At 56.1% G+C, this 23,005-nt stretch carries 18 protein-coding genes; 14 read left to right on the top strand and 4 right to left on the bottom strand.

Features of this window, described 5'->3' with window-relative positions; genetic code table 11:
- Positions 1-20 precede the first annotated feature (20 nt).
- On the bottom strand, positions 21-2,750 hold the full coding sequence (gene barA / locus K5Y33_RS17255) for a two-component sensor histidine kinase BarA (protein WP_222234653.1): 2,730 nt from the start codon (positions 2,748-2,750) through the stop codon (positions 21-23).
- A 90-nt stretch (positions 2,751-2,840) separates the two neighbouring features.
- On the opposite strand from barA, the gene rlmD reads away from it, so the two are divergent.
- The 6 genes from rlmD to queE all read left to right on the top strand — a co-directional run bounded on the left by rlmD (position 2,841) and on the right by queE (position 11,399).
- A complete protein-coding gene (rlmD, locus tag K5Y33_RS17250) occupies positions 2,841-4,157 on the top strand; it encodes a 23S rRNA (uracil(1939)-C(5))-methyltransferase RlmD (RefSeq protein ID WP_101762591.1) in 1,317 nt (438 codons plus the stop codon).
- A 32-nt stretch (positions 4,158-4,189) separates the two neighbouring features.
- Positions 4,190-6,421, top strand: coding sequence for a GTP diphosphokinase (gene relA / locus K5Y33_RS17245; protein ID WP_101762592.1), 2,232 nt, complete (start codon positions 4,190-4,192; stop codon positions 6,419-6,421).
- Positions 6,422-6,533: 112 nt separating this feature from the next.
- Positions 6,534-7,325 carry a nucleoside triphosphate pyrophosphohydrolase gene (gene mazG, locus K5Y33_RS17240; protein ID WP_222234651.1) on the top strand — a complete coding sequence of 264 codons (792 nt, stop codon included), beginning with the start codon at positions 6,534-6,536 and terminating at the stop codon, positions 7,323-7,325.
- A 241-nt stretch (positions 7,326-7,566) separates the two neighbouring features.
- Positions 7,567-9,204 (top strand): glutamine hydrolyzing CTP synthase, encoded by a 1,638-nt coding sequence (gene pyrG, locus K5Y33_RS17235; protein WP_007891723.1) that lies wholly within the window; start codon positions 7,567-7,569, stop codon positions 9,202-9,204.
- A gap of 75 nt (positions 9,205-9,279) precedes the next feature.
- On the top strand, positions 9,280-10,578 hold the full coding sequence (gene eno, locus K5Y33_RS17230) for a phosphopyruvate hydratase (protein ID WP_101762594.1): 1,299 nt from the start codon (positions 9,280-9,282) through the stop codon (positions 10,576-10,578).
- A 149-nt stretch (positions 10,579-10,727) separates the two neighbouring features.
- Positions 10,728-11,399, top strand: a complete 672-nt coding sequence (gene queE, locus K5Y33_RS17225) for a 7-carboxy-7-deazaguanine synthase QueE (RefSeq protein WP_110868307.1) — start codon at positions 10,728-10,730, stop codon at positions 11,397-11,399.
- A 54-nt stretch (positions 11,400-11,453) separates the two neighbouring features.
- Here the strand turns inward: queE and queD are convergent, their stop codons facing one another.
- Positions 11,454-11,813, bottom strand: a complete 360-nt coding sequence (queD, locus tag K5Y33_RS17220) for a 6-carboxytetrahydropterin synthase QueD (RefSeq protein WP_167391191.1) — start codon at positions 11,811-11,813, stop codon at positions 11,454-11,456.
- Positions 11,814-12,110: 297 nt separating this feature from the next.
- Between queD and cysJ the strand changes: the two genes are divergently transcribed.
- The 3 genes from cysJ to K5Y33_RS17205 are packed head-to-tail and all read left to right on the top strand — an operon-like array spanning position 12,111 to position 16,368.
- Positions 12,111-13,913 (top strand): NADPH-dependent assimilatory sulfite reductase flavoprotein subunit, encoded by a 1,803-nt coding sequence (cysJ, locus tag K5Y33_RS17215; RefSeq protein WP_222234649.1) that lies wholly within the window; start codon positions 12,111-12,113, stop codon positions 13,911-13,913.
- On the top strand, positions 13,913-15,637 hold the full coding sequence (gene cysI / locus K5Y33_RS17210) for an assimilatory sulfite reductase (NADPH) hemoprotein subunit (protein WP_101762597.1): 1,725 nt from the start codon (positions 13,913-13,915) through the stop codon (positions 15,635-15,637). The genes cysJ and cysI overlap by 1 nt, the downstream gene beginning before the upstream one ends.
- Positions 15,634-16,368, top strand: coding sequence for a phosphoadenylyl-sulfate reductase (locus tag K5Y33_RS17205; protein ID WP_101762598.1), 735 nt, complete (start codon positions 15,634-15,636; stop codon positions 16,366-16,368). The genes cysI and K5Y33_RS17205 overlap by 4 nt, the downstream gene beginning before the upstream one ends.
- A gap of 260 nt (positions 16,369-16,628) precedes the next feature.
- On the opposite strand, the gene K5Y33_RS17200 is transcribed toward K5Y33_RS17205, so the two are convergent.
- Together K5Y33_RS17200 and K5Y33_RS17195 are read right to left on the bottom strand one after the other, a co-directional pair.
- A complete protein-coding gene (locus tag K5Y33_RS17200; protein ID WP_222234647.1) occupies positions 16,629-16,913 on the bottom strand; it encodes a YciI family protein in 285 nt (94 codons plus the stop codon).
- A 9-nt stretch (positions 16,914-16,922) separates the two neighbouring features.
- Complete coding sequence (locus tag K5Y33_RS17195) at positions 16,923-17,945, bottom strand: aminopeptidase (protein ID WP_222234646.1); 1,023 nt, start codon at positions 17,943-17,945, stop codon at positions 16,923-16,925.
- A gap of 248 nt (positions 17,946-18,193) precedes the next feature.
- On the opposite strand from K5Y33_RS17195, the gene cysG reads away from it, so the two are divergent.
- The 5 genes from cysG to K5Y33_RS17170 are packed head-to-tail and all read left to right on the top strand — an operon-like array spanning position 18,194 to position 22,946.
- A complete protein-coding gene (gene cysG, locus K5Y33_RS17190) occupies positions 18,194-19,609 on the top strand; it encodes a siroheme synthase CysG (RefSeq protein WP_222234645.1) in 1,416 nt (471 codons plus the stop codon).
- 9 nt (positions 19,610-19,618) lie between these two features.
- The gene (cysD, locus tag K5Y33_RS17185; RefSeq protein ID WP_007893231.1) at positions 19,619-20,527 is read left to right on the top strand and encodes a sulfate adenylyltransferase subunit CysD; all 909 of its coding nucleotides are present in this window, start codon (positions 19,619-19,621) and stop codon (positions 20,525-20,527) included.
- 10 nt (positions 20,528-20,537) lie between these two features.
- Positions 20,538-21,965, top strand: a complete 1,428-nt coding sequence (gene cysN / locus K5Y33_RS17180) for a sulfate adenylyltransferase subunit CysN (protein ID WP_222234643.1) — start codon at positions 20,538-20,540, stop codon at positions 21,963-21,965.
- Positions 21,965-22,570, top strand: coding sequence for an adenylyl-sulfate kinase (gene cysC, locus K5Y33_RS17175; RefSeq protein WP_222234641.1), 606 nt, complete (start codon positions 21,965-21,967; stop codon positions 22,568-22,570). The genes cysN and cysC overlap by 1 nt, the downstream gene beginning before the upstream one ends.
- Before the next feature lie 55 nt (positions 22,571-22,625).
- The gene (locus K5Y33_RS17170; RefSeq protein ID WP_101762603.1) at positions 22,626-22,946 is read left to right on the top strand and encodes a DUF3561 family protein; all 321 of its coding nucleotides are present in this window, start codon (positions 22,626-22,628) and stop codon (positions 22,944-22,946) included.
- Positions 22,947-23,005 lie beyond the last annotated feature (59 nt).

The raw sequence follows: 23,005 nt of genomic DNA, 5'->3' as shown, positions 1-23,005 counted from the left end.
GAGGGGAAAACCGCACCGCACTAACCCAACGCCAATAACTTCCTCGCTTCACGCGCCACGTTCGCCATCTCATCGCTCAACTCCAGCAGCTCCGGCTCCAGCGCGTCGATATCGCTCTCCTGATGCAAACTCTTCTCCAGCTGCTGACACAGCTGCTTCAGGCGCGGCACGCCGCTGTAGCTGGCGCTGCCGTGCAGCTTGTGGATAATCTCGCGCAATCCCACCACATCATTGCTCGCCATTGCACTCTCTACGCGCTCTTCGACTTCCGGCAGGAAATCGAGCAGCATTTGCAGCAAATCGCGGGCTAAATCGGGTTTATTGGCGGCCTGACGTAGCGCCAGCGTCCAGTCCAGCGACGGCGCCACGTGCGGCTGTTGCGGCTGTGGCATGACCCGGTTCGGCGCGTAACGCTGCAGCAGCTGGCTCAATTTGTCCTCATCAATCGGCTTCGCCAGATAGTCATTCATGCCAGCGTTGATAAGCTGCGCTCGTTCGCCATCCAGCGCATGCGCAGTAACGGCGACAATCGGTGTGGTGGCGTGCAGCGGCAGGCTGCGGATGATTTCGCTAGCGCGGATGCCATCGATATCCGGCATCTGAATGTCCATTAGAATCACGTCCAGCTTGTGCAGGCGCGCCTGACGAATCGCCTGCTCGGCGTTATCACACAGAATGATGTGCTGCACCTGCTCCTCCAGCAGTGCGCCAATCAGTTTCAGGTTGGCGGGATTGTCATCCACCGCCATTACCGTCAGCGGCTGACGTGCACCGCGCGGCAACGCATCGCTTTGCCAGTCATGTAAGTCCAGCAGCATCGGCAGCAAGCGCGTCAACGAAACTGGTTTGGCGATACACCCGGCAATGCCGCGCGCCCGTAAGTCATCGGCAAATAGCATCATTTCACTCGGCAGCGCCAGCAGCACCGAATCGGCGCGCGCATGCAGACGTTTAATCAATGCATCCGGCAACGTCGCAGGATGCGGCTCGGTGACCGGCAAACCTATCAGCAGCAGCGGGAAGTGCGTCTCGGGCATCTCTTCCAGGCTGGAGAAGTGCTGCACCTGCAGCGGCGTGATGCTCAGCATCTCCTGCACCGCTTTCGCCACCGCTGGATGTGGCTCGATATACGCCAGCGGCGTGGCGCGCAAATCGTCCAACATGCGCGGAATGGCTGGTGCATTGGGATTGAGATCGAGATGAACGTGCACCCAGAAGGTCGAACCCTGATTCGGACGGCTGTGGAAGGCAATTTCGCCGCCCATTTCGCTCACCAGTTTCTGAGTGATCACCAACCCTAAACCGGTGCCGCCATGACGGCGCGTAATGCTGGCATCGGCCTGACGAAACGCCTGGAATAGCTGCGACTGCTGCTGTTCAGAGATACCGATGCCGGTGTCATGCACCTGAATCTCCAGCTCGACGCGCGTAGTGTTGATGCTGCGCAGCTCAACGCGCAAATCGATATGACCGTGCTCGGTGAACTTGATCGCGTTACCAATCAGGTTAATCATGATCTGCTGCAGGCGCAGCGGATCGCCAATCACATTATCCGGCACCTGTTTTTCCAGGCACACGGTAATTTCCAGCCCTTTTTCATGGGCAGATGGCGCCAGCAGCACCAGCGTTTCATCCAGCGTGGCGCGCAGCGGGAACGGGATCGACTCCAGCACCAGCTTGCCGGCTTCCAGTTTCGAGAAATCGAGCACGTCATTAATGATGCTCAGCAGGTTATTCGCCGAACGCTCGATGGTGCTCATGTAGTCGCGTTGATTGGTGCTCAGCCCGGTTTTTAGCATCTGACGGGTAAAGCCAATTACGCCGTTCAGCGGCGTACGCAGCTCATGCGACATGTTGGCGAGGAACTCCGATTTGATGCGCGCCGCTTCCTGCGCGCGCTTCTTCGCCAGATCCAGCTCCACGTTCTGAATCTCCAGCTGCTCCAGCGTTTCACGCAGATCGTAAGTCGCCTGATCGATGTTTTGCTGCATCTCTTCGTGATAGGCGGTGAGCGACATCGCCATGGCGTTGATGCCGTTTTTCAGAATGCTCAGCTCGCCCAGCATGTAGCCATCGACGCGGCTGTCCAGCTGGCCACGACGAATGCGGTCCACGGTGGTAACCATATTGCGAATGGGACCGGTGACGTCGCGCATCAGGCGATAGGCAAACAGCATGGCGATACACAGGCAGAACAGCAGCAGCAGCGTGGCGACAAATACTTCTTTGTACTGCTCCAGCCGCACCGATTGCAGATCCAGTTCGATCGCCACATAACCCAGCGGATTCCCGGCTGGTTTGGCATCTTCGCCCGGCAGCTCATCCACCGAATAGCGTTCAGAGATAATCGGCGTGCGCAGAATCATAATTGTGCCTTGCCGCTCCACCGAGACGCCATCTTCCAGCGTGGAGATGTCCTCTTTTTGCAGCAGCGCCAGATTCTGATTGTTATTCGAGGTGACGTAGACGTGATTGTTGTTGTCGAAAATGGTGATGGCACGGACAATATCGGAGTGGCGGCGATGCAGCAGACTAACTAACTCGCGAATCGCATCGCGGTTGTGCCACGTCATGCCGTATTCACTGGAGACCGCCAGCGGTTCGATGATGTTCGCTCCCGCGTCGTGCACCTGATGCTGTAATTCGTTGTAGCGGTGCACCACAAAGAAGGTACTGAGCAGCAGACCAATCATCAGCGTTGGCGCCAGTATCAGAATCATCATTCGCGCCCGCAGGCTGTATTTGGTCATAATTGTGGCCTGGCGACTCCTGGCATTTTTTCCCTGTGCAAGCACGGTTATTGGCTGCACACCCAATTAACGTAGAGATTTCACAATACTATGGCGCAATTTTACTCCGCAAAACAGCGTGTGACGACGAAGGCTCGCATATCCGTCACCATTGAAGACCTCGATCCTTTCGGACAAGGTGTTGCGCGCCATAAAGGCAAGGCGATGTTTGTTAGCGGTGCGCTGCCCGGTGAACAGGCGGAAGTGACGGTGTTCGAGGATAAAAGCAAATACGCACGCGCCAAAGCCAACAAGATCATTAATCCCAGCCCACAGCGGGAAACACCGCGCTGCGTCCATTTTGGCGTGTGCGGCGGCTGCCAGCAGCAACATGCCTCGGTGGCTTTGCAGCAGGAGAGTAAAGCGCGCGCATTAAGCCGCATGTTAAGCCGAGAAGCGCCGCTGCCGGTGAAGGTCGATGAGATCATCAGCGGCAGCGCGTGGGGCTACCGTCGCCGGGCGCGTTTAGGATTGCAGTGGCAGCCAAAACAGCAGCGTTTGCAAATGGGGTTCCGTCAGGCCGCCAGCAACGATCTGGTTGAACTGAAGCAATGCCCGGTTTTGGTGCCCGAACTTGAAGCGTTGCTGCAGCCGCTGCACCAGTGCCTCAGCGATTTACAGGCAGTTAAACGGTTAGGCCACGTAGAATTGGTGCTGGCGGATAATGGCCCGCTGATGGTGCTGCGTCATCTTGATGCATTATCTGCCGGCGACCGCGCAAAACTGGAACGCTTTTCGCATGAGCAGCAACTGTCGCTCTATCTGGCTGATGGCAGTGAAAGTTTGCAGGCGTTGAATGCGCGCGAACCTTTTTATCACTCGTTGAATTTGCCGCTATCCTTTAGCCCGCAGAATTTTATTCAGGTCAACGATGGTGTGAATCAGCAGATGGTCGCCAAAGCCATTGAATGGCTGGATTTGCAGCCAGAGGATCGTGTGCTGGATTTGTTCTGCGGCATGGGAAACTTTACTTTGCCATTAGGAAAGTTCGTACAAAATGTTGTAGGTGTGGAGGGCGTTGCAGCATTAGTGCAGCAGGCAGCGTATAATGCTGAGCAGACTAATCTCAAGAATGTTCGCTTTTTCCAGCATAACCTGGAGGAAGATGTATCGCGTCAGCCGTGGGCGACGCAGGGATTTAACAAGGTGTTACTGGATCCAGCGCGTGCTGGGGCCGCGGGCGTAATGGCGCATGTGGTTAAACTTGCGCCGCAACGTGTGGTCTATGTTTCCTGTAACCCTACAACGCTGGCGCGTGACAGTCAGACATTGCTGTCAGCGGGCTACCATTTGGAAAGGGTCGCGATGCTGGATATGTTCCCCCATACCAGTCATCTCGAATCCATGGTGCTGTTTAGCAAAGCATAAGCGATGTCCACATCGCTGTGGCAGGAGAGGATATGGTTGCGGTTAGAAGTGCGCATTTAAATACGGCGGGCGAATTTGCCCTCGACCAGTGGATCGCCAGTTTGAGTATCAACAATCCGCAATCCTGTCAGCGACTGGCGGATGCGTGGCGCTACTGTGAAGCCGAAACGCACAACCATCCTGATCAAGCTCTGCTGCTGTGGCGCGGTATTGAGATGGTGGAAATTCTCACCATGCTCAGCATGGACATTGACAGCCTGCGCGCGGCGCTGCTGTTCCCGCTCGCCAACGCCGATGTGGTGAGCGAAGAGGATCTCGAAAAAGCCTTTGGCAAAGAGATTGTGATGTTGGTGCACGGCGTGCGCGACATGGATGCCATTCGCCAGCTGAAAGCGATTCACAACGATTCGATGGCCTCCGAGCAGGTGGATAACGTGCGCCGCATGCTGCTGGCGATGGTGGAAGATTTTCGCTGCGTGGTTATCAAGCTGGCGGAACGTATCGCCCATCTGCGAGAAATGAAAGACGCGCCAGAAGATGAGCGCGTGCTCGCGGCGAAAGAGAGCACCAATATCTACGCGCCGCTGGCCAACCGCTTGGGTATCGGTCAGCTCAAATGGGAGCTGGAAGATTACTGCTTCCGCTATCTGCATCCCGATGAATACAAACGCATTGCTAAGCTGCTGCATGAACGCCGTATTGACCGCGAAGGCTATATTGAAAGCTTCGTTGCCAACCTGCGTGCCGAGATGCAGAAAGAGGGCGTGCGTGCTGAAGTGTATGGTCGTCCGAAACACATCTACAGCATCTGGCGCAAGATGCAGAAGAAGTCATTAGCGTTCGATGAGCTGTTTGACGTGCGCGCGGTGCGTATCGTGGCGGAACGGCTGCAGGATTGCTACGGCGCGCTTGGTACGGTGCATACGTTGTTTCGCCATCTGCCGAGTGAGTTTGACGACTACGTTGCCAATCCCAAGCCTAACGGCTATCAATCGATTCATACCGTGGTGCTGGGTCCGCAGGGCAAAACGGTGGAAATCCAGATTCGTACGCGCCAGATGCATGAAGATGCCGAGCTGGGCGTCGCCGCACACTGGAAGTACAAAGAAGGTCCAACCTCCAGCAACGCGCGCGGCGCGGCAGGACATGAAGGGCGCATCGCCTGGCTGCGTAAGCTGATTAGCTGGCAGGAAGAGATGGCTGATTCCGGCGAGATGCTGGAAGAGGTGCGCAGCCAGGTATTCGACGACCGCGTGTATGTGTTTACCCCGAAAGGTGACGTGGTCGATCTGCCGGCGGGATCAACGCCGCTCGACTTCGCCTACCACATTCACAGCGATATCGGCCACCGCTGCATTGGCGCCAAAATTAGCGGGCGCATCGTGCCGTTTACCTATCAGTTGCAGATGGGCGATCAGATTGAAGTGATCACCCAGAAGCAGCCAAACCCAAGTCGCGACTGGCTGAACCCGAACCTCGGCTATATCACCACCAGCCGCGGACGCTCGAAAATTCATGCCTGGTTCCGCAAACAGGATCGTGACAAAAATATCATTGCTGGCCGTCAGATCCTCGAAAGCGAGCTAAATCAGATGGATATCAGCATGCGCGAAGCGGAAAAACTGCTGCTGCCGCGCTATAACGTCAGTTCGCAGGATGAGCTGCTGGCGATGATTGGCGGCGGCGATATTCGCCTCAATCAGATGGTGAATTTCCTGCAGGGCAAGCTCAACAAGCCGAGCGCCGAAGAGGAAGATCGCGAGGCGCTGCGCCTGCTGACGCAGAAGTCACATGCGCCGTCCGCGCGCAAAGAGAGCGGTCGCGTGGTGGTGGAAGGCGTGGGCAATCTGCTGCACCACATCGCCCGCTGCTGCCAGCCGATTCCTGGCGACGATATCGTGGGCTTTATCACCCAGGGGCGCGGCATCTCGATTCACCGCGCCGACTGCGACCAGTTAACCGAGCTGATTTCGCACGCACCGGAACGTATCGTTGATGCGGTGTGGGGCGAGGATTACTCCAGCGGTTATTCGCTGGTGGTACGCGTTACCGCCAACGATCGTAGCGGCCTGCTACGCGATATCACCACCATTCTGGCTAACGAGAAGGTCAATGTGCTCGGCGTCTCCAGCCGCAGTGACACCAAAAAGCAGCTGGCGACCATTGATATGGATATTGAGATCTATAACCAGCAAGTGCTTGGCCGCGTGCTGGCACGTCTCAATCAGGTGCCGGATATTATCGACGCGCGCCGTTTGCATTAATTCAGAGCCGTTTGTCCCCCATCCCGATCTTCCCCCGTTCGCGGGGGAAGAAGACGCTGCCGTATTTGTAACCGGCGCAGTCTCTCCCAAAATTTTCCCAAAGGATCCTTTCATGACGCCCTTAAATCGCCTGCTCACCATCATGCAAACCTTGCGCGACCCGGAGCGCGGCTGCCCGTGGGATCGTCAGCAAACCTTCGCCTCGATCGCGCCTTACACGCTGGAAGAAACCTACGAAGTGATCGATGCCATCCAACGTGAAGATTTTGCCGATCTGCGCGGTGAACTTGGCGATCTGCTGTTTCAGGTGGTGTTCTACGCGCAGATGGCCGATGAGCAGCAGCGCTTTAATTTCGATGACATCTGTAACGCCATCAGCGACAAACTTGAGCGCCGTCATCCGCACATTTTTGGCGATGTTCAGGCTGCAACCAGCGAAGAAGTGCTGAAAAACTGGGAAGCCATCAAGCACAGCGAACGCGCAGAAAAATCGCAGCACTCGGCGCTGGACGACATTCCTAAAGCGCTGCCGGCATTGATGCGCGCGCACAAAATTCAGAAGCGTTGCAGCTCGGTGGGCTTCGACTGGAACAATCTCGGCCCGGTGCTGGATAAAGTGCATGAAGAGATCGATGAGGTGATGCACGAAGCGCAGCAAGCGGTGGTGGATAACGCGAAGCTGGAAGAGGAAATCGGTGATCTGCTGTTCGCGACCGTCAATTTGTCGCGCCATTTAGGCAGCAAAGCAGAAGTCGCGTTGCAAAAAGCCAACGATAAATTTGAGCGCCGCTTCCGCGAAGTTGAAGCCATCATCGCCTCACAAGGGTTAGCCATGAGCGATGCGACCCTGGATCAAATGGAAGCCGCCTGGCAGCAGGTGAAAGTGAGCGAGAACAAACAGTAAGCGAATCTGGCGATTATTCCAGCGCTGCGCATAAATTCGCCGCTTGAGCTTACTCGATTCAGCCTTGCGGCGACTTTGTGACGTACATCAACATTTCGCACCATGCTATCCGCTATGTTACCGGCTTACCTGTGGAGGACGATGGTGTGATTCATCAATTGTGGCTTAAGACGACTTCAAGTATACTATTTTCCCGTCTTGGTTATTCCACCGTCTTTAAACCTAAACTCTCAGGTTCAGCATGACAACGAATTATATTTTTGTGACCGGCGGGGTCGTTTCCTCTCTGGGCAAAGGCATTGCCGCAGCCTCCCTCGCAGCCATCCTTGAAGCACGTGGTCTTAATGTGACCATCATGAAACTCGATCCGTACATCAACGTCGATCCGGGTACCATGAGCCCAACGCAGCACGGTGAAGTATTTGTTACCGATGATGGGGCCGAAACCGATCTGGATTTAGGTCACTACGAGCGCTTCATCCGCACTAAAATGTCGCGCCGTAACAACTTTACTACCGGTCGTATCTACTCAGAAGTGCTGCGCAAAGAGCGTCGCGGTGACTATCTGGGCGCCACGATTCAGGTTATTCCACACATCACCAACGCCATCAAAGAACGCATTATTGAAGGCGGCGAAGGTCATGACGTGGTTCTGGTCGAGATCGGCGGTACCGTGGGTGATATCGAATCTCTGCCGTTCCTCGAAGCGATTCGCCAGATGGCGGTCGATGTCGGTCGTGAACACACCATGTATATGCACCTGACGCTGGTGCCATATATGGCGGCCGCAGGCGAAGTGAAAACCAAGCCAACCCAGCATTCAGTAAAAGAGCTGCTGTCGATCGGGATTCAGCCAGACGTGCTGATCTGCCGCTCTGACCGCGCGGTGCCGGCGAACGAACGCGCTAAAATCGCGCTGTTCTGTAACGTGCCAGAAAAAGCGGTTATTTCCCTGAAAGATGTGGATTCCATCTACAAGATTCCAGGCATGCTGAAATCGCAAGGTCTGGATGATTACATCTGCAAGCGTTTCAATCTGAACGCGCCGGAAGCGAACCTGGCCGAATGGGAACAGGTTATTTACGAAGAAGCCAATCCGGGCGGCGAAGTGACCATCGGTATGGTCGGCAAATATGTCGAACTGCCGGATGCGTACAAGTCAGTGATTGAGGCCTTGAAACACGGTGGCCTGAAAAATCGCGTTACCGTGAATATCAAATTGATCGACTCGCAGGATGTTGAAACGCGCGGTGTCGAATTACTGAAAGATCTGGATGCTATTCTGATCCCTGGCGGCTTCGGCTACCGCGGTGTGGAAGGCAAAATGATGACGGCGCAATACGCCCGTGAGAACAACGTGCCTTACCTGGGAATTTGCCTGGGCATGCAGGTTGCGCTGATGGAATTCGCCCGCAACGTTGCCGGTATGGAAGGCGCGAACTCTACGGAATTTGTGCCAGACTGTAAGTATCCGGTGGTTGCGCTTATCACCGAATGGCGTGACGAAGAGGGCAACGTTGAACAGCGTACTGAGCAGAGCGATCTGGGCGGCACCATGCGTCTGGGCAGCCAGCAGTGCCAGTTGACGCCGGAAAGCAAAGTGCGTCAGTTGTACGGTTCTGAAATCATTACCGAACGCCACCGTCATCGTTACGAAGTAAACAATATGTTGCTGAAGCCGATTGAAGCGGCGGGTCTGCATATTGCCGGTCGTTCTGGCGACGATCAGCTGGTTGAGATCATTGAGATCCCGAACCACCCGTGGTTTGTTGCCTGTCAGTTCCACCCGGAATTCACGTCGACCCCACGCGATGGTCATCCGCTGTTCGCTGGCTTTGTGAAAGCCGCGCAGGAACACCAGAAGCGTTTAGCGAAGTAAGTTTCACGAACAACGCGCGAACTTTTCGCGCGTTGTTTGTCTTAGGATTGACTAACTTGTACTGAGGAAAATCGAATGTCCAAAATCGTAAAAGTCATCGGTCGCGAAATCATCGACTCCCGTGGCAACCCAACTGTAGAAGCAGAAGTGCATCTGGAAGGCGGTTTCGTTGGTCTGGCTGCTGCGCCATCAGGTGCATCAACCGGTTCTCGCGAAGCTCTGGAGCTGCGTGACGGTGACAAATCTCGTTTCCTGGGCAAAGGCGTAACCAAAGCGGTTGCGGCTGTTAACGGTCCAATCGCTAACGCGGTAACCGGTAAAGATGCCAAAGACCAGGCGAACATCGATAAGATCATGATCGAGCTGGACGGTACTGAGAACAAATCAAACTTCGGTGCTAACGCCATTCTGGCGGTTTCACTGGCTGCTGCTAAAGCTGCTGCTGCCTCTAAAGGCCTGCCGCTGTACGCACACATCGCTGAACTGAACGGCACCCCAGGCAAATACTCTATGCCGCTGCCAATGATGAACATCATCAACGGTGGTGAGCACGCCGACAACAACGTCGACATCCAGGAATTCATGATTCAGCCGGTTGGCGCGCCAACCCTGAAAGAAGCGATTCGCATGGGTTCTGAAGTCTTCCATCACCTGGCAAAAGTGCTGAAGTCTAAAGGCATGAGCACTGCAGTTGGTGATGAAGGTGGCTACGCGCCAAACCTGGGTTCTAACGCCGAAGCGCTGGCTGTTATCGCTGAAGCGGTAAAAGCAGCAGGCTACGAACTGGGCAAAGACATCACCCTGGCGATGGACTGCGCAGCATCTGAATTCTACAAAGACGGCAAATATGTGCTGGCTGGCGAAGGCAACAAAGCCTTCTCTTCAGAAGAGTTCACCCACTTCCTGGAAGACCTGACCAAACAGTACCCAATCGTTTCTATCGAAGACGGTCTGGATGAATCTGACTGGACTGGTTTCGCCTACCAGACCAAAGTGCTGGGCGACAAAATCCAGCTGGTAGGTGACGATCTGTTCGTAACCAACACCAAGATCCTGAAAGAAGGTATCGATAAAGGCATCGCTAACTCCATCCTGATCAAATTCAACCAGATCGGTTCACTGACCGAAACTCTGGCTGCAATCAAGATGGCGAAAGATGCGGGTTATACCGCGGTGATTTCACACCGTTCAGGTGAAACCGAAGATGCAACCATCGCTGACCTGGCGGTAGGTACGGCGGCTGGCCAGATCAAAACCGGTTCTATGAGCCGTTCTGACCGTGTAGCTAAGTACAACCAGCTGATTCGTATCGAAGAAGCGCTGGGCAGCAAAGCACCGTTCAACGGTCTGAAAGAAGTTAAAGGCCAGGCGTAATCGCCTGAGTATGCTGCCTGCGCGCAGCATCGTCTGAATGAAGCCCCGCCTTGTGCGGGGCTTTTGCTTTTATTTGGCACGAAGCAGCTGTGACCTGGCGCATAAGATCTGCCATAATCTGCGCCTCAAATTTTAGACGTGAGTAAATAATGTTCTACCCGATTAACGAAATGTTCCAGACGCTGCAGGGCGAAGGTTTTTACACCGGTGTTCCGGCGCTGTTCATCCGCTTACAAGGATGTCCGGTGGGCTGTAGCTGGTGTGATACCAAACATACCTGGGAAAAGCGGGCGGATCGGGAGACCTCGCTGGGTGATATTCTGGTCAAAACCGTGGAAAGCGATGCGTGGGGCAGCGCCGATGCGGCCATGTTGATCGACACCATCCAACGTCAGGGCTGGACCGCACGTCATGTGGTGATCACCGGCGGCGAACCGGCGATTTTTGATCTGCGCCCTTTGACGGAACAATTAGAAGCGGCGGGTTTTGCCTGCCAGATCGAAACCAGCGGCACGCACGACGTGCAGTGTTCCGACGCAACATGGGTGACGGTTTCACCCAAGGTGAACATGCGCGGTGGCTATGATGTTTTGCCGCAGGCACTGCAGCGTGCCGATGAGATTAAACATCCGGTGGCGCGTGAGCGTGATGTGGAAGCGTTAGATGCGTTGCTGGCAGGTTTACACGACGATAAAAAGCGCATTGTGGCACTGCAACCGATCAGCCGTGGTGATGCGGCAACGAAACTCTGTATTGAAACCTGTATCGCCCGCAACTGGCGGCTTTCGATGCAGACGCACAAATACCTGAATATTGCCTGAGTTCTAAGGTCGCCATGCATGGCGACCTCACTCACGGTTACGGCTTCACTGACCTCAACCGCGATAAACGCAACCGGCGGTGCAGGTCTCTTTAATCATTACCGCACTCAATTCCGGCAGAATCGGCTTCATCTGATCCCAAATCCATTTCGCCAGCACTTCACTGGTAGGATTCTCCAGACCCGGAATGTCATTCAGATAGTGATGATCGAGGCGTTCATACAGCGGCTTAAACTTCGCCTTCAGTTCGGCAAAATCCATCACCCAACCGGTATGCGCATCCACTTCGCCGGTAATTTCTAATCGCACCAGGAATGAATGGCCGTGCAAACGCCCACATTTATGGCCTTCCGGCACGTGAGGTAAGCGGTGGGCAGATTCAAACTGGAACTCTTTAAATAACGTGGTAGACATAATGGCTCTCAGACTTAAAAACCGCTGAAGTCTACCTGAATTGCAGATTTTTCGCACCCGCTGGCAAAGAAAAGGGCATTTTGCGCCATGCCGACAGCAAAACGCCTAATTAACTCATTGAATCATATCGCCTTCATTTACCACTTTTGCTGGTTAACTTTACCCGAAAAACCACTTAGTCATTTTGGTTATTTAATATGTCGAAGGCGTATTTAATCGTTACTATACAGCCCGGTAACCTACGCACTCTTTCGCAACATATTGATCCGGACTTCTGACACTGGAATTTTTAACGCAATGACGACTCAGGCACCAGGTTCACTGCTTCCGTTATCACCGGAGCAACTCGCGCGCTTACAGGCGGCGACCACGGATTTCAACACCACTCAGATGGCCTGGCTCTCCGGCTATTTCTGGGGCATGGTCAATCAGACGCCGGGTGCGGCTGCCGCGCCAGCGCCTGTGCAGGCAGAAACCCCGACCATCACGCTGATCTCCGCCTCGCAGACCGGTAACGCGCGTCGCCTGGCTGAGCAACTGCGAGATGACCTGCTGGCTGCCAAGCTGAGCGTCAATCTGGTTAACGCCGGCGATTATAAATTCAAGCAGATCGGCCAGGAAAAGCTGCTGGTGGTGGTGACTTCCACGCAAGGCGAGGGCGAGCCGCCGGAAGAGGCCGTGGCGCTGCATAAATTCCTGCTGTCGAAGAAAGCGCCGAAGTTTGCAGGCACAGCGTTTGCGGTGTTCGGTCTCGGCGATACCTCTTATGAGTTTTTCAGCAAAGCCGGTAAAGACTTCGATGAACGTCTGGCTGAGCTGGGTGCAGAACGTCTGCTGGATCGTGTGGATGCCGATGTTGAATACAAAGAGCAGGCGAACGCCTGGCGTCAGCAGATCACCGAGATTCTGAAAGCGCGTGTGCCGAGCGAATCGCCAGCACAGGCCGCCATCACCGCGGCGGGCAGCGTTAACCTGGTCGACAGCAGCCCGTACACCAAAGAAGAGCCGCTGGTGGCCAGCCTGGCGGCCAACCAGAAGATTACCGGACGCGATTCGGATAAAGATGTGCGTCACATTGAGATCGACCTTGACGATTCTGGCCTGCGCTACCAGCCGGGCGACGCACTCGGCGTGTGGTTTGAAAACGATGACGAGCTGGTGCAGGAACTGCTGCAACTAGTGTGGCTGAAAGGTGACGAGCAGGTAGACGTGCAGGGCAAAACCCTGCCGCTGGCCGAAGCGCTGAAAACCCATTTCGAACTGACGGTCAACACGCCACAAATCGTCGAACAGTATGCGGCGCTGTCCCGCAATGACGCGCTGCTAGCGCTGGCCGGTGATAAGCCGAAGCTGCAGAGTTATGCGCAGAGCTTCCCGATTGTCGATATGGTGCGTCAGGCACCGACCGAACTGAATGCCGAACAATTAACCGGCCTGCTGCGTCCGCTGACGCCGCGCCTCTACTCCATCGCCTCATCGCAGGCGGAGAACGAAACCGAAGTGCACATCACCGTAGGTGCGGTGCGCTTTGAAATCGACGGTCGCCAGCGCGGCGGCGGCGCCTCAACCTGGTTAGCGGATCGTATCGAAGAGGATGGCGAAATTCGCGTCTTCATCGAGCACAACGATAACTTCCGTTTACCGGCTAATCCGGAAACGCCAGTGATCATGATTGGTCCGGGCACCGGCATCGCGCCGTTCCGCGCCTTTATGCAGCAGCGCGATAACGATGGCGCTGGCGGTAAAAACTGGCTGTTCTTCGGTAACCCGCATTTCACCGATGATTTCCTCTATCAGGTGGAGTGGCAGAAGTATGTCAAAGATGGCCTGCTGACCCATATTGATCTGGCATGGTCGCGCGATCAGGCCGAGAAGGTTTACGTACAAGATAAGATCCGCGCCAAAGGTGCGGAGGTGTGGAGCTGGTTACAGGAAGGCGCACACCTTTACGTCTGCGGCGACGCCAATCGTATGGCGAAAGACGTTGAGCAGGCATTACTGGATGTGGTGGTCGAACACGGCGGCATGGATCGTGAAACGGCTGACGAATTTTTAAGTGAGCTGCGCATTGAGCGCCGTTATCAGCGAGACGTTTACTAATGAGCGAAAAACATCCTGGACCGCTGGTCGTTGAAGGCAAGCTGGTCGACGCTGAGCGTCTGAAAAAACAGAGCAACTACCTGCGCGGCACCATCCTCGACGATCTCGACGATGGCCTGACCGGCGGCTTCACCGGCGACAACTTCCTGCTGATCCGTTTCCACGGTATGTACCAGCAGGATGACCGCGACATTCGTGCCGAGCGTGTAGCGCAGAAACTCGAACCGCGTCACGCCATGATGCTGCGTTGCCGTCTGCCGGGCGGCATCATCACGCCAACGCAGTGGCTGGCAATTGATAAATTCGCCACCGATAAAACCATTTATGGCAGCATCCGGTTGACCAACCGCCAGACCTTCCAGTTTCACGGCATTCTGAAGAAGAACGTCAAGCCGACGCACCAGATGCTGCACGAAGTTGGGCTGGATGCGCTGGCGACCGCCAACGACGTGAACCGTAACGTGCTTTGCACCTCGAATCCGGTGGAATCAGAGCTGCATCAGGAAGCGTACGAATGGGCGAAAAAGCTGTCAGAGCATCTGCTGCCGCAAACCCGCGCTTACGCGGAAATCTGGTGGGACAAAGAGAAGGTCGCCACCACCGATAAAGAGCCGATTCTTGGCGAAACCTATCTGCCGCGTAAATTCAAAACCACGGTGGTGGTGCCGCCGCATAACGATGTCGATCTGCACGCCAATGACCTGAACTTCATCGCCATCGCCGAGCAGGGCAAGCTGATTGGCTTTAACCTGCTGGTGGGCGGTGGCTTGTCGATTGATCACGGCAACAAAGCAACGTATGCGCGCACCGCAAGCGAATTCGGCTTTCTGCCGGTCGAGAAGATCCTCGACGTGGCGGCTGCGGTGGTCACCACGCAGCGCGATTGGGGGAATCGTACCGATCGTAAAAATGCCAAGACCAAATACACGCTGGAACGCGTCGGCGTTGAAACCTTCAAAGCGGAAGTGGAAAAGCGTGCCGGTCTGACCTTCGAACCGATTCGTCCGTATGCGTTCACCTCGCGCGGCGATCGCGTTGGCTGGGTGAAAGGCATCGATGAGAAATGGCACCTGACGCTGTTCATTGAGAACGGCCGTCTGCTGGATTATCCTGGCCGTCCGCTGAAGCGCGGCATCGCCGAAATTGCCAAAATCCATCAGGGCGATTTCCGTCTGACGGCTAACCAGAACCTGATTGTGGCTGGCGTGCCGGAGAAGCAAAAAGCGCAGATCGAAGCCATCGCCCGTGAACACGGTTTGATGGAAGCGGTCACGCCGCAGCGTGAGAACTCGATGGCGTGTGTGGCGTTCCCGACCTGTCCGCTGGCGATGGCAGAAGCCGAGCGCTTCCTGCCGTCGTTCGTGACCAAAGTGGAAGAGATCATGCATAAGCATGGTGTCGGCGAAGAGCACATAGTGTTACGCGTTACCGGTTGCCCAAATGGTTGTGGCCGTGCTTTGCTGGCGGAGTTAGGTCTGGTGGGCAAAGCGCCGGGCCGTTACAACTTACACATTGGCGGCAACCGCGAAGGTACGCGCATTCCACGCATGTACCGCGAGAACATCAACGAAGGCGAAATCCTCGCCAGCATTGATGAGCTGGTGGCGCGCTGGGCAACCGAGCGTCAGGCCAACGAAGGCTTCGGCGACTTCGTGATTCGCACCGGCATTATTAAAGCCGTGGTTGATCCCGCCCGTGATTTCTGGGACTCGGAGGCAGTATGACGGTACTCGATCTCGCAGCACTGAATGGTTCATCAAAAGTTGACCGCATCATGGCGCTGGCGGAAAGCAACGTGCAGCTGGAGAAACTCTCCGCTGAACAACGCGTGGGCTGGGCATTAGAACAGCTGCCAGGCGCATTTGTGTTGTCATCCAGCTTTGGTATTCAGGCGGCGGTTTTGCTGCATATGGTGACGCAGCAGAAGCCGGACATTCCGGTGATCCTGACCGATACCGGTTACCTGTTCCCGGAAACTTACCGCTTTATTGATGAGCTGACCGACAAGCTCAATCTCAACCTGCAAATCTTCCGTGCGGAAACTTCAGCGGCATGGCAGGAAGCGCGTTACGGCAAACTGTGGGAGCAGGGCGTCGAAGGGATTGAGCAGTATAACCAGATCAACAAAGTGGAACCGATGAACCGCGCGCTGGAAACGCTGGGCGCGCAAACCTGGTTTGCTGGCCTGCGCCGCGATCAGTCTGGCAGTCGCGCCAGTTTGCCGGTGCTGGCGGTGCAGCGCGGCGTGTTCAAGATTCTGCCGATCATTGATTGGGATAACCGTCAGGTGCATCAGTATCTGACCCAACACGGATTGAAATATCATCCGCTGTGGGATGAAGGTTATCTGTCAGTGGGCGATACGCATACCACCAAAAAGTGGGAACCGGGCATGGCAGAGGAAGAGACACGCTTCTTCGGCCTGAAGCGCGAGTGCGGGTTGCATGAAGGTTGATTGGTAGGTGCTGGCTGTACCCATCCTTGGTTTGTGCTCGCTTTCCCCCTCCTCGGTCCTCCCCCATGAATGGGGGAGGAAGATGCTGCCAGTTGGTGCTCGCTTTCCCCCTCCTCGGTCCTCCCCCATAAATGGGGGAGGAAGATGCTGCCATATGTGAGTTCTGAAGCTGCATGTGGCAGCGTCTCCTTCCCCCGCTAGCGGGGGAAGGCCGGGATGGGGGACAGCCAGCACAATCGAGTAGAGGACTGCCAGCACAATCAGACCCCCTGCAACCTCGCAAACTCTTCCGCCGCACGCGTCACATTCACTTTCGTCACTTCATAATGCGCCACCGCCACAAACGGATCTTCCGCCAGGATGGTATCTAATCGCGCACGATCAATATCCTTCACCAACAGCACGCCGCCGGTGCGTGGATCTTTGCGTCCCGCCGCGATAAACACGCCGTTAGCGAAATAGCGATCCAGCCAGCTAATGTGCGGTTCCAGTAACGCTTCGACTTCTTCTACCGGACGAAAATAGTTCAGATATACCACGTACATAGGGAATCCTCAGGTTGTCGGATTAGCAAGCTCGGTCAGCAGCGGCAGCAGAATCTTCACGCTGTCATGCGTGCGCTGGGTGATGCGGCCAGGCAGCCAGTGATCGAGGTAGTTGAGGTTATCGCGCTCGGTTTGATGGCGCACATTGCCTTCCGGGAAGTGGCTGGAACGCGCGCGCTGCTGCTGCCCATCTTTGTTGCCCAGCGTCCAGTTGGCGGCGGTGACATCCATCAGTGGCATGCCGGCTTTGTCGAACGGATTGACGCCGGGATAATCGCGTGCGGTCATCGCGTGGCTGGCGGCGGAGATACCGTAACGGTGCGCCAGCTGCACGGCACGCGCGCTGGTCTGTTTGCGCACTGCCGCTGGCGTATTGATGCCGCTGTTAAAGTAGAGATGATCGCCGACAATCAGGCTATTCAGATCGATCACCAGCAGCGTGTTCTTCTTCTCCTGCGCGCTCATGCGCGCCAGATAATCATCCATGCCGTGCAAACCCGCTTCACCGGCGCTCAGCGCCACAAAGCGCACGCCGTAGTGCAGCGGCGTTTTGCTTAGCGCCTGCGCCAGCTCCAGCATCACGCCAAGCCCGGAGGCATTGTCATCCACGCCCTGCAAACGCAGGCCGCCGAGATTGTTATCGGCTTCGTGGCGGCTGAGCGGCGTCCAGGTATCCAGATGCGTAACGATCAGGATCTCCTGCGGCACTTCACCGGCCCGCGCGGCAATCACCGACGTGGCCGTAACTTTGTGGGTGCGGCTCTCACCCTTTTTCTCCAGCCAGCTATAGCTGGTTTTAAACTGGCGGGTATTACTCTGATATCCCAGCTGGCTGAACTGCTGTTGCAGATAATCGGCAGTCAGCAACTCGGCGGGACTGCCGCTCATGCGGCCGGGGAAATAGGTGGCGATATGGCGAAGCTGCTGTTCGGCAAAATGTCCTGGCGTGCTGTTGCTCGCAGCCTGAACAAAGAAAGGCAAACCGCCCGCAAGCAGTGCAGCCAGCACAGTGCGGCGGAGAGTGGCAAACATAGTTAGCGTCCTTTTCTGACATCCGGTCATGCTAAAAAAATTCCGACTTAGTATGAAACTGTGACGACGCTTGCACAATTTGATTTGCTCCGAAACACCAGCAATATCATTTGTTAAGCACAAAATGTTATCAGCAATCCTGGGTCGTTATTCCATTCGGTAACTACTCATTCCAATTCGTAATTTCATCTGCTGGAAGGGCGGGACGTATAGTCGCGTTAACTTATTGTAAAACTAGCAAGGTTAACGTGGATTATCTGCCTCTCTTTGCCGATCTCAAAAGTCGTCCGGTGCTGGTTGTCGGCGGTGGCGACATCGCGGCGCGCAAAATAGAACTGCTGCGGCGTGCCGGTGCGCGCGTGCTGGTCGCCGCGCGCGAACTCGGTCATGAGCTGCAGGCGCTGCTGGAAATTGAGGCGATTGAATGGATCGCCCACCGCTTCGATCCGGCGCAGCTGGATGGCGTGTTCCTCGTGATTGCCGCTACCGATGACAACGCGCTTAACGCGCAGGTGTTCGATGCCGCCAATGCGCGCCACAAGCTGGTGAACGTGGTGGACGATCAGCCGAAGTGCAGCTTTATCTTCCCGTCGATTGTCGATCGTTCACCGCTGGTGGTGGCCATCTCCTCCAGCGGCACCGCGCCGGTGTTAGCGCGTCTGCTGCGTGAAAAAATTGAAGCGTTACTGCCGGCCAATCTCGGGCAGATGGCGGAAGTGGCCGGGCAGTGGCGCGACAAGGTGAAGCAGCGCTATCACCGCATGTCTGACCGCCGTCGCTTCTGGGAGCGCGCCTTTAACGGTCGGTTCGCCAGCCAGATGGCGGCGGGTAACGTCCATGAAGCGCGGCGCACGCTGGATCACGAACTGGAAAACGATAGCGACAATCAAGGCGAAATTACGCTGGTAGGCGCCGGTCCAGGCGACAGCGGTTTGCTGACGTTGCGTGGCTTGCAGGTGATGCAGCTGGCCGATGTGGTGCTGTATGACCATCTGGTCAGCGACGAAGTGCTTGAGCTGGTGCGGCGCGATGCCGACCGCATCTGCGTCGGTAAACGCGCTGGTGCGCATTCGGTGCCGCAGGAAGAGACCAATCAGATGCTGGTGACGCTGGCGCAACAGGGTAAACGCGTAGTGCGCCTGAAAGGCGGCGATCCGTTTATTTTTGGCCGCGGTGGCGAAGAGCTGCAGGCGGCGCAGGCCGCGGGCATTCCGTTCCAGGTGGTGCCGGGCATCACCGCTGCAGCAGGCGCAACCGCCTATGCCGGTATTCCACTGACCCATCGCGACCACGCGCAGAGCGTGCTGTTTATTACCGGTCACTGTCGCGCGGATGGCGACGGCATTGATTGGCCGTCGCTGGCGCGCGCACGTCAAACCTTAGCGATTTATATGGGCACGGTGAAAGCGGCGGAAATCGCTGCCGGGCTTATCGAACATGGCCGCGCCGCCTCCACGCCGGTGGCGGTGATTGGGCGCGGCACGCGTCAGGATCAGCAGGTGCTGACCGGCACATTGGATCAACTGGAGGCGCTGGCTGCGGCCGCGCCCACGCCAGCACTGTTAGTGATTGGCGAAGTCGTAAATTTGCACGGGCAATTGGCCTGGTTCCAACATTCGGCACAGCAGGGGGCTCGCGAGTCCGCCGTTGTCAATTTGGCTTGAGGAAAAATTATGGACCAAAATCGACTTACTCATCTGCGCCAGCTGGAGGCAGAGAGTATCCATATCATCCGCGAGGTGGCGGCCGAGTTCAGCAATCCGGTGATGATGTACTCCATCGGTAAAGACTCCTCGGTAATGCTGCATCTGGCGCGTAAAGCCTTCTATCCGGGCACGCTGCCGTTTCCGCTGCTGCATGTTGATACCGGCTGGAAATTCCGTGAAATGTACGAGTTCCGCGATCGCACCGTGAAAGCGATGGGCGCGGAGTTGCTGGTGCATCGCAACCCGGAAGGCGTGGCGATGGGCATCAACCCGTTTGTGCACGGCAGCGCCAAGCACACCGACATCATGAAAACCGAAGGCCTGAAGCAGGCGCTGAACAAATACGGTTTTGATGCGGCATTTGGCGGCGCACGTCGTGATGAAGAGAAGTCGCGCGCTAAAGAGCGTATCTACTCCTTCCGCGATCGCTTCCACCGCTGGGACCCGAAAAACCAGCGTCCTGAGCTGTGGCACAACTATAACGGCCAGATCAACAAAGGCGAAAGTATCCGCGTGTTCCCGCTCTCCAACTGGACCGAGCTGGATATCTGGCAGTACATCTTCCTCGAGAATATCGAGATCGTGCCGCTCTACCTCGCCGCGCCGCGTCCGGTGCTGGAGCGTGATGGCATGCTGATGATGATCGATGACGACCGTATCGATCTGCAGCCAGGTGAAGTGATCAAACAGCGCATGGTGCGTTTCCGCACGCTCGGCTGCTGGCCGTTGACCGGCGCGGTGGAATCAGAGGCGCAGACGCTGCCGGAAATTATTGAAGAGATGCTGGTCTCCACCACCAGTGAACGCCAGGGACGCGTGATTGACCGCGACCAGGCCGGTTCGATGGAAATGAAGAAACGTCAGGGTTATTTCTAAGGAGACGCAGATGAATACCGTTATTGCACAACAGATTGCCGATCAGGGCGGCGTGGAAGCCTGGCTGACCGCGCAACAACATAAAAGCCTGCTGCGTTTCCTGACCTGCGGTAGCGTCGACGACGGCAAAAGTACGCTGATTGGTCGCCTGCTGCACGACACGCGTCAAATTTATGAAGACCAGCTCTCCTCGCTGCACAACGACAGCAAACGTCACGGGACGCAGGGTGAGAAGCTGGATCTGGCGTTACTGGTTGATGGCTTGCAGGCCGAGCGCGAGCAGGGCATCACCATTGATGTGGCGTATCGCTATTTCTCCACTGAGAAGCGCAAATTTATTATTGCCGACACGCCGGGACACGAGCAGTACACCCGCAACATGGCGACCGGTGCATCGACCTGCGATTTGGCGATCCTGCTGATCGATGCGCGTAAAGGCGTGCTGGATCAGACGCGTCGTCACAGCTTTATCTCCACGCTGCTGGGCATCAAGCATCTGGTGGTCGCCATCAACAAGATGGATCTGGTGGAGTACAAGCAAGAGACCTTCGAGCAGATCAAACAGGATTACCTCGATTTCGCCGCGCAGCTGCCGGAAGACCTTGATATTCGCTTTGTGCCGATGTCGGCTCTGGAAGGCGATAACGTGGCAACGCCCAGCGTCACCATGCCGTGGTACAGCGGCCCAACGCTGCTCGACGTATTAGAAACCGTTGAATTGAACCGCGTGGTGGATCATCAGCCAATGCGTTTCCCGGTGCAGTATGTGAACCGTCCTAACCTCGATTTCCGTGGTTATGCCGGTACGCTGGCTTCGGGTGTGGTCAACGTCGGTCAGCGCGTGAAAGTGCTGCCATCGGGCGTGGAATCGACCATCTCGCGCATCGTCACCTTCGATGGCGATCTGCCTGAAGCGGGTGCCGGTGAAGCGATTACGCTGGTGCTGAAAGATGAGATCGACATCAGTCGTGGCGATCTGCTGGTGGATGCGGAAGCCGAGCTGCAAGCGGTGCAATCCGCCACCGTTGACGTGGTGTGGATGGCGGAACAGCCGCTGCAGCCCGGGCAAAGTTACGAAGTGAAGATCGCCGGTAAGAAAACTCGCGCGCGCGTTGAGAAAGTGATCCATCAGGTGGAGATCAACTCGCTGGAGAAGCGCACCGTGGACAGTCTGCCGCTTAACGGCATTGGCCTGGTCGAACTGACCTTTGACGAACCGATGGTGCTGGACGCGTATCGCCAGAATCCGGTGACTGGCGGCATGATCTTTATCGATCGTCTGAGCAACGTGACGGTGGGCGCGGGCATGATTAATCAGCCGCTGACCGATGTGCGTAAGCAAGCGGGTCAGTTCAGCGATTTCGAGCTGGAGCTGAACGCGCTGGTGCGTCGTCACTTCCCACACTGGAACGCGCGCGATCTGCTGGGTGGCAAGTAATGGCGCAACACGATGAAAACGTGGTGTGGCACGATCATCCGGTAACGCGCGAGGAGCGCGAACTGCAGCACGGCCATCAAGGCGTGGTGCTGTGGTTCACCGGGCTTTCCGGCTCGGGGAAATCCACCGTAGCCGGCGCGCTGGAGCAGGCGCTGTATCGGGCCGGTGTGAACACCTATCTGCTGGATGGCGACAACGTGCGTCACGGTTTGTGCCGTGACCTCGGCTTTAGCGATGACGATCGTAAAGAGAACATTCGTCGCGTCGGCGAAGTGGCGAAACTGATGGTCGATGCCGGTTTAGTAGTGCTGACCGCCTTTATCTCGCCGCATCGCGCAGAACGCAATATGGTGCGCGATCTGCTGGCTGAAGGGCAGTTTATCGAAGTGTTTGTCGATACGCCGTTGGCCGTGTGCGAAGCGCGCGATCCCAAAGGTTTGTACAAAAAAGCCCGTGCCGGTGAGCTGCGTAATTTCACCGGTATCGATAGCGTTTACGAGGCGCCAGACGCCCCGGAAATCCACCTTGATGGCGAACAATTGGTTACAAAACTCGCCGGCCAATTGTTAGACCTGCTGCGTCACCGCGATATCATCAGATCCTGAACCGACAGCGGCAAATCCCTTTGGGTTTGCCGCGCTTAGCGTCAACAGGATCTCTATGCAGAACGTAACGCCCATGCTAGCCCGTAAAGATGAACGCACCCCGGATGAGTCTCGCTCATCACTGCCGGGCGGCGTGTTTGGCTTTCTCTCGTACTGGTGCGCACTGGCGATTCCGTTCATGCTCTACGGCTCCAACACGCTGTTCTTCTTCCTCTACACCTGGCCATTCTTCCTCGCGCTGCTGCCGGTTTCGGTACTGATTGGTATCGTGCTCAGCCTGATGATCCGCACTCACTTATTCTGGAGCGGGATCGCCACGGCGATTGTGGTGGTGTGCTTGTTCTGGCTGCTGTTCTCATTTCTCTCCGGTTGGTAACGCCCAGCTGATGTGCAAACGCATCGGCAGGTTACAAAACTTTACCTGCCGTCTCGCCT

This window comes from Pantoea sp. DY-17 (genome assembly GCF_019795975.1).
GTDB classification, from domain to species: domain Bacteria; phylum Pseudomonadota; class Gammaproteobacteria; order Enterobacterales; family Enterobacteriaceae; genus Pantoea; species Pantoea leporis.
The sequence above is the reverse complement of the archived record's forward strand: the minus strand, read 5'-3'. Positions and strand labels throughout refer to the sequence as shown.

Coding starts and splice junctions, on each gene's coding strand:
- cysD (WP_007893231.1), top strand. CDS start 19,619: ATGGACCAAAATCGACTTACTCATCTGCGCCAGCTGGAGGCAGAGAGT.
- rlmD (WP_101762591.1), top strand. CDS start 2,841: ATGGCGCAATTTTACTCCGCAAAACAGCGTGTGACGACGAAGGCTCGC.
- cysJ (WP_222234649.1), top strand. CDS start 12,111: ATGACGACTCAGGCACCAGGTTCACTGCTTCCGTTATCACCGGAGCAA.
- K5Y33_RS17195 (WP_222234646.1), bottom strand. CDS start 17,945: ATGTTTGCCACTCTCCGCCGCACTGTGCTGGCTGCACTGCTTGCGGGC.
- cysI (WP_101762597.1), top strand. CDS start 13,913: ATGAGCGAAAAACATCCTGGACCGCTGGTCGTTGAAGGCAAGCTGGTC.
- K5Y33_RS17205 (WP_101762598.1), top strand. CDS start 15,634: ATGACGGTACTCGATCTCGCAGCACTGAATGGTTCATCAAAAGTTGAC.
- K5Y33_RS17200 (WP_222234647.1), bottom strand. CDS start 16,913: ATGTACGTGGTATATCTGAACTATTTTCGTCCGGTAGAAGAAGTCGAA.
- eno (WP_101762594.1), top strand. CDS start 9,280: ATGTCCAAAATCGTAAAAGTCATCGGTCGCGAAATCATCGACTCCCGT.
- relA (WP_101762592.1), top strand. CDS start 4,190: ATGGTTGCGGTTAGAAGTGCGCATTTAAATACGGCGGGCGAATTTGCC.
- mazG (WP_222234651.1), top strand. CDS start 6,534: ATGACGCCCTTAAATCGCCTGCTCACCATCATGCAAACCTTGCGCGAC.
- barA (WP_222234653.1), bottom strand. CDS start 2,750: ATGACCAAATACAGCCTGCGGGCGCGAATGATGATTCTGATACTGGCG.
- cysN (WP_222234643.1), top strand. CDS start 20,538: ATGAATACCGTTATTGCACAACAGATTGCCGATCAGGGCGGCGTGGAA.
- cysC (WP_222234641.1), top strand. CDS start 21,965: ATGGCGCAACACGATGAAAACGTGGTGTGGCACGATCATCCGGTAACG.
- pyrG (WP_007891723.1), top strand. CDS start 7,567: ATGACAACGAATTATATTTTTGTGACCGGCGGGGTCGTTTCCTCTCTG.
- queD (WP_167391191.1), bottom strand. CDS start 11,813: ATGTCTACCACGTTATTTAAAGAGTTCCAGTTTGAATCTGCCCACCGC.
- K5Y33_RS17170 (WP_101762603.1), top strand. CDS start 22,626: ATGCAGAACGTAACGCCCATGCTAGCCCGTAAAGATGAACGCACCCCG.
- queE (WP_110868307.1), top strand. CDS start 10,728: ATGTTCTACCCGATTAACGAAATGTTCCAGACGCTGCAGGGCGAAGGT.